Genomic DNA, 16,342 nt, shown 5'->3' with positions numbered 1-16,342 from the left:
CTATACCAGACTTGAGTTAAATCAATATGTAATTGTATTATACAGGATTAAGCTAGATTTCAAAAGGAACCTCAGTTCTTATCCGTTTCTCAAATACGGACAGTTGTCGATAACCCACTTCCCATAGTAAAGCCCTAGCTTGTTTCAAGTGTTCTCCAAGTTTTAGCGGATCATGTGCATCAGAACCCACGGTTACAGGTATACCCAGCTTAAACGCTTCTGATACCATTCGTTTACTAGGAAACATCTCCTCACAAGCTTTGGATAAGCCCGATGCATTTAACTCCATTGCCATCCCACTTTTCATTACAGCTTCGAGCGCAGCATGTTCTAGTGAAATTACATCGTTGTAGGCTTCCGGTTGTGGTTGGTAACCAAATCGTTTAATCACATCGATATGACCCATAATGTCATAGAAGCCAGTTGCGGTGGCTTTTTTTACAGCATCATAATATTGTTCATATACAGCAAGGATATTCTTGCCATCCCAGTTATGCGTCTGACGATAATCACTTATATCCCACTCTCCTAGAAAATGAACAGACCCTATCACATAATCCCAGGGATACGATGTAATGATCTGCTCAATCTCTGATTCATACCCTTCAATGTAGTCCCCTTCGAGTCCCAAACGTATATCAATCTGGTCCTTATAGCGCTCTTTAAGCGCAAGGCATTCTTCTACATAACGTGGAAGTTCTGCCATAGGCATAGCCATCTCTGGATAATATGTCGCAGGGTCCACGTGAAGCAGAGGCATATGATCCGATAGTCCGAGTTGGGATAATCCCATCTCAATACCTCTAAGAACATATTCCTCTAGTTCTCCGACTGCATGCCCACAACGGACGTGATGTGTATGATAATCGATCAGCATTGTACGTATTTCCTCCTTTAGTCGCGTCTAGGACGCTCGTGGCGCAGACTAAGTTCAGTCATAATCTCATCTAATGGAAGCTTCCGTTCTTCTAACAATACCAACAAATGATAGATTAGATCACTTACTTCAAGCCGTAACTCATCGTTATCTTTATTCTTAGCAGCAATGATTGCCTCGGATGTTTCCTCTCCGACCTTCTTCAGAATCTTATCGATACCCTTTTCAAACAAGTACGTAGTATAGGCACCCTCTGGACGTTCCTTCTCACGGTCTGAAATAATCTGCTCCAACTCCGCTAGCACAGCGAAACGATCGACACTTGAGGAAATTGTTGGTTTAACATCTTCTTTCTTTTCCACAGCAACTTCGTTAAAGAAACAAGTCACCTTCCCTGTGTGGCAGGCTGGACCCTGAGGTTGAACCTGAAGTAGCAAGGTATCTCCATCACAATCATAGCTCATGGAACCAATGCTTTGTGTATTACCAGAAGTAGCGCCTTTATGCCATAATTCTTTTCTAGAACGACTCCAGAACCACGTTTCGCCGCTTTCTACAGAAAGCTTAAGTGATTCCTTATTCATATAGGCCAGCATTAATACTTCTTTCGTTGTGATATCCTGTACGATCGCAGGTACAAGTCCCGCTTCATCCCAACGAATCTGTTCCTGTAATTGTTTCAATGAACTTTCTTGATTTAGGTTACTCATCTAATCTCCACCCCTTTTTGCTTTAAATCCAACTTCAAATCTTGAATCGTCATTTCTTTATAATGAAAAATAGTTGCTGCCAACCCTGCGTCAGCCTTACCACTTGTAAAGACGTCATAGAAATGATCCTTCGTTCCGGCACCACCAGAAGCAATGACAGGAATCCCGACAAGTCCAGATACAGCCGAAGTCAGTGGAATATCGAATCCATCCTTCGTACCATCGGCATCCATACTTGTTAAAAGAATCTCGCCCGCTCCTAAAGCTTCCACTTCTTTAACCCATTGTAATGCTCGAATGCCCGAAGGTGTACGGCCACCATGGGTATAGACTTCCCACTCACCCCAAGCCTCATTGTACTTGGCGTCAACAGCTACAACGATACATTGCGAACCGAAGCGAAGTGCTCCTTCAGAGATCAACTGTGGATTCTTCACCGCTGCGGTATTAATTCCAATCTTATCTGCACCCGCACGTAGAATTCTCTTCATATCGTCTACATGGGAGATCCCTCCGCCAACCGTAAACGGAATAGCAATTTCACCTGCCGTCTGTCGAACGACTTCGATCATCGTTGCCCGACCTTCAACAGAAGCTGAAATATCTAAAAAAACGAGTTCATCTGCCCCTTCGCGGTCATAAAGCGCCGCCAGTTCTACCGGGTCACCCGCATCACGTAGATTGACAAAGTTAACGCCCTTTACCACCCTACCATCCTTCACATCCAGACACGGAATGATACGTTTAGCTAGCATGCTTCTCTTCCCCTCTACCTTTAAATTCAATAGTTGCGTCAGTGTATAAGAATAGGTCCAGACTAGTCTATCCCTGCTGTTTGATCGCTTGTACCGCCGTCTCCAGATCAACACTTCCTGTGTACAATGCTTTGCCTACGATGGCTCCACCTATACCTTCATGGTGGTAAGCGCTAAGACTTAGAAGGTCATCTAAGACCGTAACGCCTCCAGAAGCAATAACGGTACGCCCACTGCTCACTGCCAAAGATCGGATGGCTTCAACGTTTGGTCCTTGCATCATTCCATCACGCGAAATGTCTGTAAAAATGAATGTCTCTGCCCCTTTGGAAGCTAGTTCCTTTGCCAACACTTCCGCTTTCACTTCGGATGTCTCAAGCCAACCTCGTGTAGCCACATAGCCATTTCTTGCATCAATTCCGATCGCTACCTTATCTCCAAATGTACCTAGAACCGCTTCGGTAAAGGGGCGATCCTCTATCGCTGCTGTACCGATAATGACCCGGCTCACTCCAAGTGCGAGTAACCTTTTTACATCTTCTAGGGTACGTAACCCGCCCCCCACCTGTACGGGTACATTTACCCCCTTAGTAATTGCACCAATAATAGCGTCATTCACAGGATGGCCAGCCTTGGCACCATCCAGATCAACTAGATGTATGTATGTTCCGCCTTGTTCCTCCCACTCTTTTGCTACTTTCAATGGATTATCATTATAGATGGTTTCTTGGTTATAATCTCCTTGCACTAGCCTTACACATTTCCCATCACGAATATCAATAGCAGGATAAATGATAAAAGAAGACATCTTCGGTAGCCCCACTTTCTTCTTGATCTATAGTAAATACAATCCTATAATTTCAGTTCATTTAATTCGTTCATTCTATTCGTTCTTACATCACTTTCTATACACGTGCTTCCTTCACGGGCTCCCCCGTAAGCTTAAGGAAATTTCGCAACAAGCTCATTCCAAGATCCCCGCTCTTCTCTGGGTGGAATTGCATCCCAAAGACAGAATCCCGTCCCACAATCGCCGTTACCGGCTGTCCATAATCCGTTGTTGCCAGAATATCCGTCTTTACTTCCGGAAGGACATGATAGGAATGTACAAAGTATACGTATCCTTCCTCCAGCCCAGTGAATAATGGACTCTCCTCTTCACGATACTGAAGCTTATTCCATCCCATATGTGGCACTTTATAATCGCCACCTTTGAATCGAACCACTGAGCCTGGCAGAATGCCGAGGCCATCGTGACTACCATGCTCATCGCTGCTGCTGAATAGCAGCTGCATGCCAAGGCAGATGCCAAGCAGCGGCTGATTGCCAGCTGCGGCCTTTTGCACTGTGGCATCGAGCGAGCTCTGCCGCAAATGCACCATAGCGTCGCCGAAGGCTCCGACGCCTGGCAGAATCACACCATCGGCGGATAGAATCTCGCCTTCGTCGCTACTGATGAGCGCATCATATCCGAGTCGCTCGATCGCCTTGCTCACGCTATGAAGATTCCCTATCCCGTAATCTACAATCGCGATGGCCACGACTACAGCACTCCCTTCGTGGATGGTACACCTGTAACACGTGGATCAATGCTCGTCGCTTCATCAAGCGCGCGTCCTAACGCTTTAAACACCGCCTCAATCATATGGTGTGTGTTCTGTCCATAATGTACAATCACATGTAGCGTAATACGAGCTTCAAGCGCAAACTTCCACAGAAACTCATGAACTAGCTCTGTAGAGAAACTGCCAACCTGCGATGATGGATACTCTGCACGGTATTCGAAGTGTGGTCGATTGCTAACATCAATGATTACTTGTGCTAAAGCCTCATCCATCGGTACGAAGACACTAGCATAACGTTTAATACCACGCTTATCCCCTAGAGCTTCTCGAAGGGTCTGCCCTAAGCAAATCCCGATATCCTCCACCGTATGATGGTCATCAATCTCAATATCACCCATAGCCTTCACAGAAAGATCGAACTGACCATGCTTCGTAAATAAATCCAACATATGATTTAAGAAAGGGACATCTGTCTCCATTTCTGAAACCCCAGTACCATCTATGCCAAAAGAAAGCTCGATATTCGTCTCATTCGTTACACGTTTCACACTTGCTGTACGCAAGTTCTCATTCACATTATTGTCCATTATGAATACCCGCCTTTCCTTCCTTTTCTAGCCGAACCTCAATCGCTCTAGCATGGCCTTCTAACCCTTCATGTCGCGCAAGCTCCATAATCATTGCACCGTTCTGTAACAACGCTTCTTTACTATAATAGATCATACTTGATTTCTTAATGAAATCATCGACGTCCACTGGTGAAGAGAATCTTGCTGTGCCATTCGTCGGAATAATGTGGTTAGGACCTGCAAAATAATCACCCACAGGTTCAGAACTATACGGTCCGAGGAAGATAGCTCCAGCGTTCTCTACACTTCCTACATAAGACATCGGGTCCTGAACAACGATCTCAAGATGCTCAGGGGCTAGTCGATTCACGACCGATATTCCTTCTTCAATAGATTCCACCACAATAATGGCTCCATAATTCTCAATCGATGCACCTGCGATATCTCGACGCGGTAACAAAGCTAACTGACGTGTTACTTCTACTGAAGTCGCTTCTGCGAATGCTTGTGAGGGTGTCACAAGGATGGCAGAGGCCATCTCATCGTGTTCTGCCTGTGATAACAGGTCAGCCGCAACATAGACTGGATCTGCTGTCTCATCAGCCAATACGACGATCTCACTCGGTCCAGCAATGCTGTCGATATCGACAGCACCATACACTTCACGTTTCGCAAGAGCCACATATATATTTCCGGGTCCACATATTTTATCAACGGGAGCTATGCTTTCGGTTCCGTATGCCAAAGCAGCGATGGCCTGTGCTCCACCTACTCTATATATTTCATTTACACCCGCTTCAGCAGCAGCAACAAGAATATAAGGGTCAATGCCCTCTTTTCCATTCGTTGCGGGTGGAGTAACCATAACAATCTCAGGCACACCAGCTACTTGGGCTGGGATAACATTCATTAAGACAGATGATGGATAAGCAGCCTTACCGCCGGGAACATAGACGCCTACACGTTTGAGTGGGCGAATGATTTGTCCTAAGATGGTCCCGTCCGGTTGTAGATCCATCCAAGAGTTTCTCTTTTCCCGCATATGGAATGCTCTAATATTCGCCGCTGCAGCTGAAATTGCCTGAACGAAGGATGGCTCCACGTGATCATACGCAGCCTTCAATTCCTCGGGAGTAACCCGAAGCTGTTCAGAAGATAGAAACGTCTTATCATACTGTTCGGTATAACGTAGGAGGGACGCGTCACCTTCTGTTTTGATATCACGTACAATTTGTTTAACGGTGGCATTCTGTTCAGGCGTGCCATAGTCCACTTCACGCTGTAAATTAAAGTCTTGAATCGGTACAATTTTCATCCTTATCCGTTCCTCTCCCAAGGGTTACCTATTACTGTTTACTTGTTGCCATGCATCCGCTCTATGCTTCTTTTATAACTTCACACTATTGATACTGGGTACGGGAATGACCTGTTGGAGAAGATCGCACAACGCTTGAATCTGAGTGTTCTTCATTCGATAACTCACACGGTTCGCGATTAAACGACTCGTAATTTCAAAAATACTCATCATCTCAACGAGTCCATTATCCTTCAGCGTCTGCCCCGTTTCTACCATATCCACAATCCGATCGGCTAATCCGATCAAAGGTGCTAACTCAATTGACCCATTCAATTTGATGACTTCAACCTGTTGTCCCTGTTCGCGGAAATATTGGGAAGCGACATTGGGATACTTCGTAGCTACTCGTTGCTGAATACCTGGTTCCCAATTAGGCAGTCCTATAACGGACATTCGACAGCGTGCTATGCCAAGATCAAGCAACTCATATACATCTCTACTCTCTTCCAATAGAACGTCCTTACCAACGATGCCGATATCAGCTACACCATATTCTACGTATGTCGGTACGTCCACCGGTTTGGCTAGAATAAACTCCATCCCCATCTCCGGCAATGGAACCACCAGTTTACGTGATTCATCTACTTCTAATGGAATGGCTAATCCCGCTTGACGAAATAAGGCTGCTGCCTTCGTATATATACGCCCCTTGGGCATTGCCACTTTTAACGTTTCACTCACGAACTCATCCCCTCCAATCCTTTGGTATGTATTACTTCTGTGTAGTGTACGTGATCGTTTGGCTATATCCTGTTCTTTCTTTATTAGCATTCTGTTCTTCGGGTAATGATTCATAACTACCATTAGCTGCTGTTACTAATTCTGTAATGACGATCTGCCCCTCACTCCGAAGACGATTCGCTTTCGCTAGTCCCTCTTGACGCCGATCTGCATCATACTGAATTAATATTGGCTTCTCATCTGCATCTTGGAATCCATGTACACCATCTAGAATTCGATTCGTCTTAAGTGCAAAGCCTGTAGCTGGGATAGCTCGCCCGAATTGCTGTAGTAGATTATCATATCGTCCACCGTTACATACAGGGAACCCTAATTCGGATGCATACCCCTCGAATGTCATGCCTGTATAATAGGAGAAGTCACCAATCATCGTTAGATCAATCAGTACATGTTGTGAGACACCATAGGCTTCAAGCACTTCCCATACCTTACATAAATGATCAATCGATTCTCTAGCCCGTAGGTTAGAGCTTAGCTTCAACGCCTGCTCACATATTTCCTTACCCCCACGTAATCGCACGATACCATCAAGTACGTTCCCCTGTGCTTCAGGCAATTGTAGCTTACGAATGGAATTACGGAATCCCACATAGTCCCTACGCAGAAGACCTTCCTTCAATGATTCTTGATCTTCGTCACGTCCAGGAACAATCTCCTCAAATAATCCATGTAGAAATCCAACATGACCCATAGCAATTTTAAAAGAAGCAACCCCTGCTGACTTTAACGATTCAATTGCAAGTGCAACTACTTCTGCATCCGCTTCTGCTGAAGCATCTCCAACTAATTCAACACCTGTCTGGAAGAACTCTGCTTCTCTACCCGCTTCCTCTTCAATCGTCCGAAATACGTTGGCATGATAAGATAAGCGGATGGGAAGTGACTCTTCCTTCAATAGAGAAGACACTACTCGAGCAATAGGTGCTGTCATATCAGAACGAAGTACCATTGTGGTACCGCGGTTATTAAGCAATTTGAAAAGTTTCTGGTCCGATGTGGAACTTGCCACACCTACCGTATCGTAATATTCCATCGTGGGTGTCATAATCTGCTGATAACCCCAACGGTTCATACAATCTAGGACATTCCGCTCAATCTTTCGTAACTTCTTTACTGCATACGGTAGATAATCCCGGACACCCGTCGGTTTTTCAAACCCTTTTGGCTTTGACACTATATTTCACCTCAACTTAGAGAGTATAAACATTTATTCGTCAGATACTTTAGTACGGTAATGATCTACCATACTACCAAAGTAAAGAATTTCTGCTATTTTAACATGATTATGTCATTATCGTCAATGGGACTATTCCTATTATTCCTAAGAATTAAAGGACAGACTTACGAGTGGTTGACTCATCGGAAGACCTATCCATGGTGGAAGTTGCCCTTTGGGATTTTCGCGTTAAAGAACGTGGAATATTTCCGAGGAAAACCCATGACCACGAAACTCTTTTGAAATAAAACTGTGATATTCCCCAACTCACAAACAATGCCACCAATAAGCCACCGTATATAAATATAAGATATTCTATTGATTCCGGTGCTATGTGATAACGAAATCGGCGATATTGGGCGAGAATAAAGGGATGAAGTAGATATATGGCAAAAGAAAGCTCACCCATTCTTGTTAAAAAGGCTACAACTTTACCAAAATACTTCCTATATATAACAAAGGTTGCGTGTAAAAGAACTACCGCAGATAACATCGAGTGAATATTCCAGATTAATTCATACCATAACGTATCGACTGCTTTTCCAGTTGTTCTCGTATAGAACCATAATTGCACATGTATGAATGCGATGGCTAACCAACCTATCCAGAGTGTAACTGACCATACCTTTTGTCTCTCCGTTAAAAGCTTCCACGGATTCATCAGCCATGGTTTTATGCTGCTAAAGTTTATAGCGATGTACGCACCCATCATATAGTAAGTAAAATACGTAATTGCATAACTTCCCTTATTAAGAAGCTGTAACTCATACTTGTTATAAAATACAAAAGCCCATTGAAGAATAAGTCCTATGGGTATAGCCCATTTGACGAATACTGGTTTCGATTGAAATAGTTTTAATAAGAATGGGAATAAAATGTAGAACTGAATGCTAATAAACACAAAATATAAATGGGTATAGGCAGTGCCGGTTAGCAGATCCCCACGTAATTCAATCCAAAGATTACTATATGGGATCCCTTTTAACTGTCCTAATGTGAATTTCGTGTATACAAAGTATGCCGTGGATGCGATAACATATGGCAATAATATATATAACACTCGCCGACCATAGAACCGAGAAAGTAGTCTTACGGTGATTGGACGATCGTAGTAGTTATAGAACAGCACAAATCCACTCAAAAAGATAAAAGATGTTGTCCCAAATTTAAAGAAAATATTCATAAAATTATATACATAGTAAAATGGCGATTCCATAGCTTGCACTCCAGCAGCATAGGAGGATGCATGAACATGAAGAACTCCTATTAAAGCCAGTGCACGATATACGTCTAACTGTGGCAACCGCTCTTTTCTAATTAAGTTCAAAGAAAGTACTCCTTTTCAATAAAATATAATATCCCCTAAAGTGTCCCCTTAGTGTAAACTTCCCATTACATCATATAAACTCATGATGTAACCTTTGAATAAGGCATAATATTTCCAACTAGGCTAACCTCTAACAAATAGATCCCGAGCACTACCATTATGTATGTTCATATAACAAGTAACCCCAAGGTTCCCTCAGAATGGTTGGAAATCATTCTGAGGGAACCTTGTAGCAGAACCGGTAATGCCATCCCTTTTTAAAAGACAGCACCTCTCCCTATGGAAAAAAACCCAAAGTAGTTTACTCTGGGTTCACCAAGTTATGCGCTATAGGATATGGATTGTCGCTATCATTTACTTCTGATGAAGTTGTCTGGGTTCTCAATTCACGCAAAGGATTACCGCCAACAAAAGCACCGGCAGGCACATCTCTATGTACTACAGAACCAGCTGCTATCATAGCTCCATCTCCGATCGTTATCCCTGGTAAAATAGTCGTGTTCGCACCTACCATGACATTCTCACCGATATCAACGTCGCCAAGGCGGTATTCCTGAATCAAGTATTCATGTGCCAAGATCGTTGTATTATAGCCAATTACAGAATTATCACCAACAGATATTTTCTCTGGAAAAAAAACGTCCACCATCACCATTAGGCCAAAAGCCGTGTGCTTGCCTACTTTCATCCCTAACATATGGCGATAAATCCAGTTCTTCACTTGAAGTATAGGGCAGTAACGAGCAATTTGGATAAAGATGAAATTTTTGACCCCTTTCCAGGGACTGACCGTTCTGTAGATCTGCCACAGTGAATTTGGACCTTCCACCGGATACCGGGTTACCTTTCTCACTTCATCTTACTCCTGTTCTACCAGAGAATATAAGTCGTTCATCGAATGCAGTATATAATCAGGATTATACTTATTAAGGACATCCTCACCTTTTAAAGACCACGATACACCTGCCGACCACGCACCAGCAGCATTGGCAGCTTGAATATCTACAGGGCTATCTCCGACCATTAACGTATTACGGGGATCAGCACCTAGTTCCTGCATTGCTTTAAGTACAGGCTCAGGATGTGGCTTGGGATGCTCAACATCAATAACCGTTACAATAGACTTCATGTACTTGGTCAGCCCGAACATCTCTAGCACTTTTAAGGTACCAGGGCGATTCTTTGTTGTAACTACCCCCATCGTGATTCCCTTTAGGTGTAGTGCTTCAATGACTTCTAACACCTGTGGAAATGGCTGAACCATATCGTCATGAATCAGATCATTATAAGTTCTATATTCCTGTACCAAATGAGTAACGTCTTCAACCCCAGAGAATATTTGCATCTGTTTCTCTAACGTCATACCCATCTTGGGGATAATCTGATCCCTTGTTAGAAGAGCTTGTGAATGGTTCTCTAATACATGTATAAAGGAGTCAATGATAAGCTCATTGGTATCAATAATAGTTCCATCTAAATCAAATAAAATGGTGTCAATCATGCAGTCGTTACTCCTTTTTACCCTTAGTTGGCAACTCTTCCTCATGTACCACAGTTTCAGTAGGAATTACCCTCTTCGTTTCTTTATGTGTAAACATTGCTTCAGGCATATTGTCTACATTTATCTTAGTTGAAACGATAGGGTCTAGATAATGTTCTTGACCTTTAACCGTTACACGGCGATAGATAATGATGGCTATACTCACAATAACAAATAAAATGGCTAATAGCTGCGATATTCTTACATTTCCGTATTCAACATCTAAATTACCATATTCAAAGCCTATCGCCTTCATAGGACTCCACATCCCATTTACTAATGAAGCCAACCACTCTTGACCTTGAAAAGCTAAACTATCCGTACGCAATCCTTCAATAAAGAATCTTCCGACAGAATACCAGATGAAATAGGACAGGAACAATTCTCCTGCGCGTAGAAACTTCTGCCGACGTAGAATCAGCAATAATCCTAAACCAACTAGGTTCCATAACGATTCATATAAGAATGTTGGGTGATGGAACACGCCACTCACATTCATTTGATTCACAATGAAGTCGGGTAGATGTAAGTTATTTTGTAAAAAGGATTTCTCTATAGGGCCACCATATGCCTCTTGGTTAACGAAGTTGCCCCAACGCCCAATAATTTGACCAATAATCAGACCAGGAGCACATATATCTAGAATTCTCCAGAGTCCATACCCTTTATGCCGGGTATAGAAAAATGCGCATATAATAGCACCGATCAACGCACCATAAATGGCAATACCGCCATTCCATATTTTGAATACATCTACAAAGTTATCTTTATATTCATCCCATTTAAAAGCAACAAAGTAAATTCTAGCGCCAATAATGGATGAAGGAACACCAATTAACAAAAGGTCCATAAAAAACTCAGAGGAAATATTAAATCTCTTTCCTTCTCTAATCGCTACCATTAAACCTGCTAATGCACCAAGCCCTAGAATTAATCCATACCAGTGAACTTTGAGTGATCCAAGAGAAAAGGCTATAGGATCAAGTAATAATGTGGCCATTTTTCACGCTCCTAATCCATATCGTCAATATCTTCTGCTATCGTGGCCGTTAATTTGTTAGTAAATTGTAGCGCAGCATTTAGGCCCATTTGTTTCAAACGGTAATTCATAGCAGCCACTTCTATAATAACTGCAAGGTTACGTCCTGGTCTAACCGGAATGGTCACTAATGGAACATCTGTATCAATAATCCGTGTTGTTTCTTCATCAAGACCTAGACGATCATATTGCTTATCCTGTTGCCAATTCTCCAATCTAACAACTAACGTAATTCGTTTGTTGTTACGAACGGCACCCGCACCAAATAGAGTCATCGCATTAATAATACCTACTCCACGAATTTCGAGCAAATGCCTAATGAGCTCAGGAGCTGTACCATGAAGCTGATTATCTGAGGTTTGTCGGATCTCAACGGCATCATCTGCAACGAGACGATGTCCTCTCTTGACCAATTCCAATGCAGTCTCACTCTTACCAATACCACTAGTCCCTGTAATCAACATCCCTACACCATATACATCACATAATACACCATGGATTGTTGCTGTCGGTGCTAGCTTTCTTTCCAGAAACCCTGTTATCTTACTTGAAAGAATAGTCGTTGCCATGCTGCTTCTCAGCACAGGTAAATTCTTTTCATTGCTAATATCAATCAACTCTTGTGGAACCTCTAATGACCGAGTGACAACGAAGCAGGGGGTCAGATCTGAACAGATCCTCTGCATACGTTCTTTTCTCTCTTCTGCCGTTAACATCGCAAAGAAAGCTAATTCAGTCTTACCCAACAATTGTACACGCTCTTGTGGGTGATATTCAAAGTAACCTGCCATTTCTAGACCCGGTCTATTTAAGTCATCCACCGTAATAGTACGTTTGAGACCTTGTTCTCCCGCAATGACTTCTAGTTGAAATTGTTGAACCAATTCGGATACCTTAACGTTTTTAACCATCTCATATCTCCCTTTCACATTTCTTATGTAACTATAATTACAAGAATTCATATGATATTAAATTAAGCTATTTCATTGTACCCATCGTAATTGAAATCGCTACCGAATGCAATCTCTGAACTATAGTACGATAACCAGAGACTTCATATTAGACAAGTAGAAACGGCAATGCCGTCCTTTTTCAAAGACGGCACCTGTTTCTACGGAAGTTATAAGGGACAGGGTATCAAGAATCTATTTCATCATAATGCCAATCGTTTTAGATGCATCGACGATGATGGAATGGATTCAAGTGAAACTTATCCTTAGCTATTTTAAAAAAACCGCCCATCAGGGCGGTCTTCATATAATCTATTTATTATTTTCCGATTAGAACATTCAATTCTGATTCTTTATCGAAGATATGAATTTTGTTCATGTCAATTGCTAAGCGAACTGTGCTACCATCACGTGTAGTAGAACGTCCGTCTACACGAGCGATAACCGTATCGTTACCTAGACCGCTCAAGTATAGTAACATTTCATGTCCAAGGTTCTCAGTAACATCAACATTAGAAGTAAAGATCGTGTTTGGTGATGCTTCCAAGAATACAGGCTCTTCATGAATATCTTCAGGACGAACACCCATAGTTACTTCTTTACCAATCATACCTTTAGCTTTCAAGATTTGAGCTTTGCCACCAGGAACTTCAACATCCAATCCATCAGCACGGAAACGGACAGAACCATTTGACTCGCTCAAAGTACCATTGATAAAGTTCATTGTAGGAGATCCAATGAAACCTGCTACGAAAAGGTTAGTTGGGCTATTGTACAACTCTTCAGGAGAAGCAGCCTGTTGAATAATACCATCGTACATAACTACGATACGGTCACCCATTGTCATAGCTTCTGTTTGGTCATGCGTTACATAGATACAAGTAGTTTCAAGGCGCTTAACCAGTTTAGTGATTTCAGCACGCATTTGACCACGAAGTTTAGCATCCAAGTTGGAAAGAGGCTCATCCATCAAGAAGACTTGTGGATCACGAACAATCGCACGACCCAAGGCAACACGTTGACGTTGTCCACCAGAAAGTGCTTTTGGTTTACGTTCAAGCAAATGCTCGATGTCTAGAATTTTTGCTGCATCACGTACTTTTTTATCGATTTCATCTTTCTTCACTTTACGTAGTTTCAATCCGAACGCCATGTTCTGATATACACTCATATGAGGATACAATGCATAAGATTGGAATACCATCGCAATATCACGGTCTTTAGGAGCTACATCATTTACAACACGATCTCCGATATAAAGTTTACCTTCTGAAATTTCTTCTAGACCAGCGATCATCCGAAGTGTAGTTGATTTACCACAACCAGATGGTCCTACTAGAACCAAAAATTCCTTATCTTTAATATCAAGATTGATATCTTCTACTGTTGCTTTATCTGCACCTGCATATTTCTTGAAAATATGTTCTAAGCGTACTCCAGCCATTATAATTTCCCCCTAAGTAATATTAGTGAAATCGGATACATTTGATACTCTTATATTACCCATAAATGCCTAGACTGGCTATCCACAAATTGCACAAAAATGCTAATTTCTTTTCGTCACTTTATACAATAGCATTGTGAGTTTGACCAGAACAGCATCACTAAAGCTTCGAACATCGAGTCCTGTCTCATTCTTAATTTTATCTAATCGATAGAGAAGCGTATTCCGATGAATGTACATTCTCTTGGCTGTCTCACTTACATTACAATCTAGTTGAAAAAAGGTTTCCAAAGTCGATAGTGTCTCCGGATCAGTAAATAGAACTGAGTGGTCACCCACCTGTTCTAGAAACCCACCTCTTTGCTTGTCCGGTATACTGCTAACAAGACGTTCCAGCACTAATTCCCAAGGCAAGTGTATGTGCTCAGCAATATGAAAGGTTTTCCCTAAGAAAATAGTCTCTCTCATCATAAGTACTGTGCTAGGAAGTGCTGGGAGTGGATCTAATGAATGCATAACAGAGAGATGGAACACGCCAACCCACTCACTAGCCACCAGCTCATGCAGACCAAGACAGAAGGCAGATAATATCTCTGCGTCCGTTTCTTCTAGTTCGTCCTCTTTATCATCATTACCTCCGAGAACCAACTCTCTTTGGGCTAAGATCAACCATTCATAATCCTTCAGTGGTATCAGCAGTAATTCACCATCGAAATAACTTACTAACAATCTCTTCAACGTAATATAAGGTATATCAGGTAAATGGACACCCTCACATTTCAGTAAAAAAGGGACCATTTGTGTAGTCATACGCTTCCTTATTGAAACATTTTCTGGGGTCTCATCATTCAGTTTACCTAACTCTAACTGTGATTCTATCCATGAGCTTAATTCTTGAACTTCTCTCTCTTCCTCATCTTGAGGAGATAACGATTGCTCCATCTGAACCCGAACATTAGCGAGTATGAGTTCCATAAATTGAACTTCCTCTAAGCTTAATGCATTCAACTCTCCAGCTAAGACAGACATTCGCCCATCTCGACTATACAAGGGAAACCATACTTCACCCTCGTTCACAACAGAATCCATAAGCGTACTATTCTTATAATTAAAAAAAGAGCTAGAATCCTGCTTAGTCAATTCTTTAATCGTGAGAGGAATACCTACAATTTGTTGCAACTTCTGACGCAGTGTCTCCATCTCCATCATCGGTTATCACCTACCACTTTACCTTTTTCTTCATATAGTAACATATCCAGACTAAAAAGAAGAATAAACAAAAAAGTCACCCACCTATAAAGGTTGATGACTTTTCGTCTGTTAGTGATGAGCCATGAAGGATTCGAACCTTCGACACCCTGATTAAAAGTCAGGTGCTCTACCAACTGAGCTAATGGCTCATAATACTGGTGGAGGATGATGGATTCGAACCACCGAACTCGTAGAGAGCAGATTTACAGTCTGCCGTGTTTAGCCACTTCACTAATCCTCCGTAATAACAAGGTGGCTCGGGACGGAATCGAACCGCCGACACGAGGATTTTCAGTCCTCTGCTCTACCGACTGAGCTACCGAGCCATATTAAATTTAAAAAATAAAAAAATGGCGGAACCGACGGGATTCGAACCCGCGATCTCCTGCGTGACAGGCAGGCATGTTAGGCCAACTACACCACGGTTCCCCATTTGTAAAGATGGTGCCGGCGAGAGGACTTGAACCCCCAACCTACTGATTACAAGTCAGTTGCTCTACCAGTTGAGCTACACCGGCAAGTGTATAATTCCAATAAACCTAAGTAAAAATGGTGGAGGCTGAGGGGATCGAACCCCCGACCCTCTGCTTGTAAGGCAGATGCTCTCCCAGCTGAGCTAAGCCTCCTGGGCTGTAATATGTATGGTAGCGGCGAAGGGGATCGAACCCCCGACCTCACGGGTATGAACCGTACGCTCTAGCCAGCTGAGCTACACCGCCACATTAAACACCTATTACATATTCATGAAAAAATCAATGGCGGAGAGAGTGGGATTCGAACCCACGCACCGTTTACACAGTCTAACCCCTTAGCAGAGGGTCCCCTTATAGCCACTTGGGTATCTCTCCAGATTATTCATGAATCAGAGATTGAATCCCTGAAAACTAGATACGAATGAATTTGCAGTTCGAAACTTTCATTTGCTTCTGAAGCCTAAACTTCAGAATATTAGGATAAGCCCTCGACCGATTAGTATTGGTCAGCTCCATGCATTGCTGCAC

General features: G+C 42.5%; 16 protein-coding genes and 8 tRNA genes. All 24 read right to left on the bottom strand.

Going from position 1 to position 16,342, the window contains the following annotated elements; translation table 11 throughout:
• Positions 1–52: 52 nt before the first annotated feature.
• Positions 53–877, bottom strand: a complete 825-nt coding sequence (hisJ, locus tag AC1D7X_RS20285; RefSeq protein ID WP_495457946.1) for a histidinol-phosphatase HisJ — start codon at positions 875–877, stop codon at positions 53–55.
• 17 nt (positions 878–894) lie between these two features.
• A complete protein-coding gene (gene hisIE, locus AC1D7X_RS20280) occupies positions 895–1,587 on the bottom strand; it encodes a bifunctional phosphoribosyl-AMP cyclohydrolase/phosphoribosyl-ATP diphosphatase HisIE (protein ID WP_495457947.1) in 693 nt (230 codons plus the stop codon).
• Positions 1,584–2,342 carry an imidazole glycerol phosphate synthase subunit HisF gene (gene hisF / locus AC1D7X_RS20275; RefSeq protein WP_495457948.1) on the bottom strand — a complete coding sequence of 253 codons (759 nt, stop codon included), beginning with the start codon at positions 2,340–2,342 and terminating at the stop codon, positions 1,584–1,586. The genes hisIE and hisF overlap by 4 nt, the downstream gene beginning before the upstream one ends.
• 67 nt (positions 2,343–2,409) lie before the next feature.
• Positions 2,410–3,150 carry a 1-(5-phosphoribosyl)-5-[(5-phosphoribosylamino)methylideneamino]imidazole-4-carboxamide isomerase gene (gene hisA, locus AC1D7X_RS20270; RefSeq protein ID WP_495457949.1) on the bottom strand — a complete coding sequence of 247 codons (741 nt, stop codon included), beginning with the start codon at positions 3,148–3,150 and terminating at the stop codon, positions 2,410–2,412.
• Between the two features lie 97 nt (positions 3,151–3,247).
• Positions 3,248–3,883 (bottom strand): imidazole glycerol phosphate synthase subunit HisH, encoded by a 636-nt coding sequence (gene hisH / locus AC1D7X_RS20265; RefSeq protein ID WP_495457950.1) that lies wholly within the window; start codon positions 3,881–3,883, stop codon positions 3,248–3,250.
• Positions 3,884–3,885: 2 nt separating this feature from the next.
• On the bottom strand, positions 3,886–4,494 hold the full coding sequence (gene hisB, locus AC1D7X_RS20260) for an imidazoleglycerol-phosphate dehydratase HisB (RefSeq protein ID WP_495457951.1): 609 nt from the start codon (positions 4,492–4,494) through the stop codon (positions 3,886–3,888).
• Positions 4,484–5,791, bottom strand: a complete 1,308-nt coding sequence (hisD, locus tag AC1D7X_RS20255) for a histidinol dehydrogenase (protein ID WP_495457952.1) — start codon at positions 5,789–5,791, stop codon at positions 4,484–4,486. The genes hisB and hisD overlap by 11 nt, the downstream gene beginning before the upstream one ends.
• 72 nt (positions 5,792–5,863) lie before the next feature.
• Complete coding sequence (gene hisG / locus AC1D7X_RS20250; RefSeq protein WP_495457953.1) at positions 5,864–6,514, bottom strand: ATP phosphoribosyltransferase; 651 nt, start codon at positions 6,512–6,514, stop codon at positions 5,864–5,866.
• Between the two features lie 31 nt (positions 6,515–6,545).
• The gene (locus tag AC1D7X_RS20245) at positions 6,546–7,748 is read right to left on the bottom strand and encodes an ATP phosphoribosyltransferase regulatory subunit (RefSeq protein ID WP_495457954.1); all 1,203 of its coding nucleotides are present in this window, start codon (positions 7,746–7,748) and stop codon (positions 6,546–6,548) included.
• 154 nt (positions 7,749–7,902) lie between these two features.
• Entirely contained in the window at positions 7,903–9,117 is a 1,215-nt protein-coding gene (locus AC1D7X_RS20240; protein ID WP_495457955.1) for an acyltransferase, read from the bottom strand.
• 301 nt (positions 9,118–9,418) lie between these two features.
• Positions 9,419–9,970, bottom strand: coding sequence for an acyltransferase (locus AC1D7X_RS20235; RefSeq protein WP_495457956.1), 552 nt, complete (start codon positions 9,968–9,970; stop codon positions 9,419–9,421).
• Positions 9,971–9,976: 6 nt separating this feature from the next.
• Complete coding sequence (gene ppaX / locus AC1D7X_RS20230; protein ID WP_495457957.1) at positions 9,977–10,618, bottom strand: pyrophosphatase PpaX; 642 nt, start codon at positions 10,616–10,618, stop codon at positions 9,977–9,979.
• Positions 10,619–10,625: 7 nt separating this feature from the next.
• On the bottom strand, positions 10,626–11,657 hold the full coding sequence (gene lgt / locus AC1D7X_RS20225; protein ID WP_495457958.1) for a prolipoprotein diacylglyceryl transferase: 1,032 nt from the start codon (positions 11,655–11,657) through the stop codon (positions 10,626–10,628).
• A gap of 11 nt (positions 11,658–11,668) precedes the next feature.
• On the bottom strand, positions 11,669–12,607 hold the full coding sequence (hprK, locus tag AC1D7X_RS20220) for an HPr(Ser) kinase/phosphatase (RefSeq protein ID WP_495457959.1): 939 nt from the start codon (positions 12,605–12,607) through the stop codon (positions 11,669–11,671).
• A gap of 358 nt (positions 12,608–12,965) precedes the next feature.
• Positions 12,966–14,090 carry an ABC transporter ATP-binding protein gene (locus AC1D7X_RS20215; protein ID WP_495457960.1) on the bottom strand — a complete coding sequence of 375 codons (1,125 nt, stop codon included), beginning with the start codon at positions 14,088–14,090 and terminating at the stop codon, positions 12,966–12,968.
• A 102-nt stretch (positions 14,091–14,192) separates the two neighbouring features.
• Entirely contained in the window at positions 14,193–15,299 is a 1,107-nt protein-coding gene (locus tag AC1D7X_RS20210; RefSeq protein ID WP_495457961.1) for a PucR family transcriptional regulator, read from the bottom strand.
• A 118-nt stretch (positions 15,300–15,417) separates the two neighbouring features.
• Positions 15,418–15,490 (bottom strand) — tRNA-Lys (locus tag AC1D7X_RS20205).
• A 7-nt stretch (positions 15,491–15,497) separates the two neighbouring features.
• Positions 15,498–15,582 (bottom strand) — tRNA-Tyr (locus AC1D7X_RS20200).
• 12 nt (positions 15,583–15,594) lie between these two features.
• Positions 15,595–15,667: transfer RNA gene (locus tag AC1D7X_RS20195), tRNA-Phe, on the bottom strand.
• 25 nt (positions 15,668–15,692) lie between these two features.
• Positions 15,693–15,770: transfer RNA gene (locus tag AC1D7X_RS20190), tRNA-Asp, on the bottom strand.
• A gap of 13 nt (positions 15,771–15,783) precedes the next feature.
• Positions 15,784–15,859, bottom strand: a tRNA-Thr gene (locus tag AC1D7X_RS20185).
• Positions 15,860–15,891: 32 nt separating this feature from the next.
• A tRNA-Val gene (locus AC1D7X_RS20180) sits at positions 15,892–15,967 on the bottom strand.
• Positions 15,968–15,983: 16 nt separating this feature from the next.
• Positions 15,984–16,060, bottom strand: a tRNA-Met gene (locus tag AC1D7X_RS20175).
• A 37-nt stretch (positions 16,061–16,097) separates the two neighbouring features.
• A tRNA-Ser gene (locus AC1D7X_RS20170) sits at positions 16,098–16,189 on the bottom strand.
• Positions 16,190–16,342: the final 153 nt, after the last annotated feature.

Source organism: Paenibacillus sp. Y568, from assembly GCF_059445545.1.
This window is presented reverse-complemented; position numbering and strand designations above follow the sequence as displayed.

Excerpts from the sequence above, each read along its gene's own strand:
- hisJ (WP_495457946.1), bottom strand. The coding sequence starts at position 877 with ATGCTGATCGATTATCATACACATCACGTCCGTTGTGGGCATGCAGTC.
- hisIE (WP_495457947.1), bottom strand. The coding sequence starts at position 1,587 with ATGAGTAACCTAAATCAAGAAAGTTCATTGAAACAATTACAGGAACAG.
- hisF (WP_495457948.1), bottom strand. The coding sequence starts at position 2,342 with ATGCTAGCTAAACGTATCATTCCGTGTCTGGATGTGAAGGATGGTAGG.
- hisA (WP_495457949.1), bottom strand. The coding sequence starts at position 3,150 with ATGTCTTCTTTTATCATTTATCCTGCTATTGATATTCGTGATGGGAAA.
- hisB (WP_495457951.1), bottom strand. The coding sequence starts at position 4,494 with ATGGACAATAATGTGAATGAGAACTTGCGTACAGCAAGTGTGAAACGT.
- hisD (WP_495457952.1), bottom strand. The coding sequence starts at position 5,791 with ATGAAAATTGTACCGATTCAAGACTTTAATTTACAGCGTGAAGTGGAC.
- ppaX (WP_495457957.1), bottom strand. The coding sequence starts at position 10,618 with ATGATTGACACCATTTTATTTGATTTAGATGGAACTATTATTGATACC.
- lgt (WP_495457958.1), bottom strand. The coding sequence starts at position 11,657 with ATGGCCACATTATTACTTGATCCTATAGCCTTTTCTCTTGGATCACTC.
- hprK (WP_495457959.1), bottom strand. The coding sequence starts at position 12,607 with ATGGTTAAAAACGTTAAGGTATCCGAATTGGTTCAACAATTTCAACTA.
- AC1D7X_RS20215 (WP_495457960.1), bottom strand. The coding sequence starts at position 14,090 with ATGGCTGGAGTACGCTTAGAACATATTTTCAAGAAATATGCAGGTGCA.
- AC1D7X_RS20210 (WP_495457961.1), bottom strand. The coding sequence starts at position 15,299 with ATGATGGAGATGGAGACACTGCGTCAGAAGTTGCAACAAATTGTAGGT.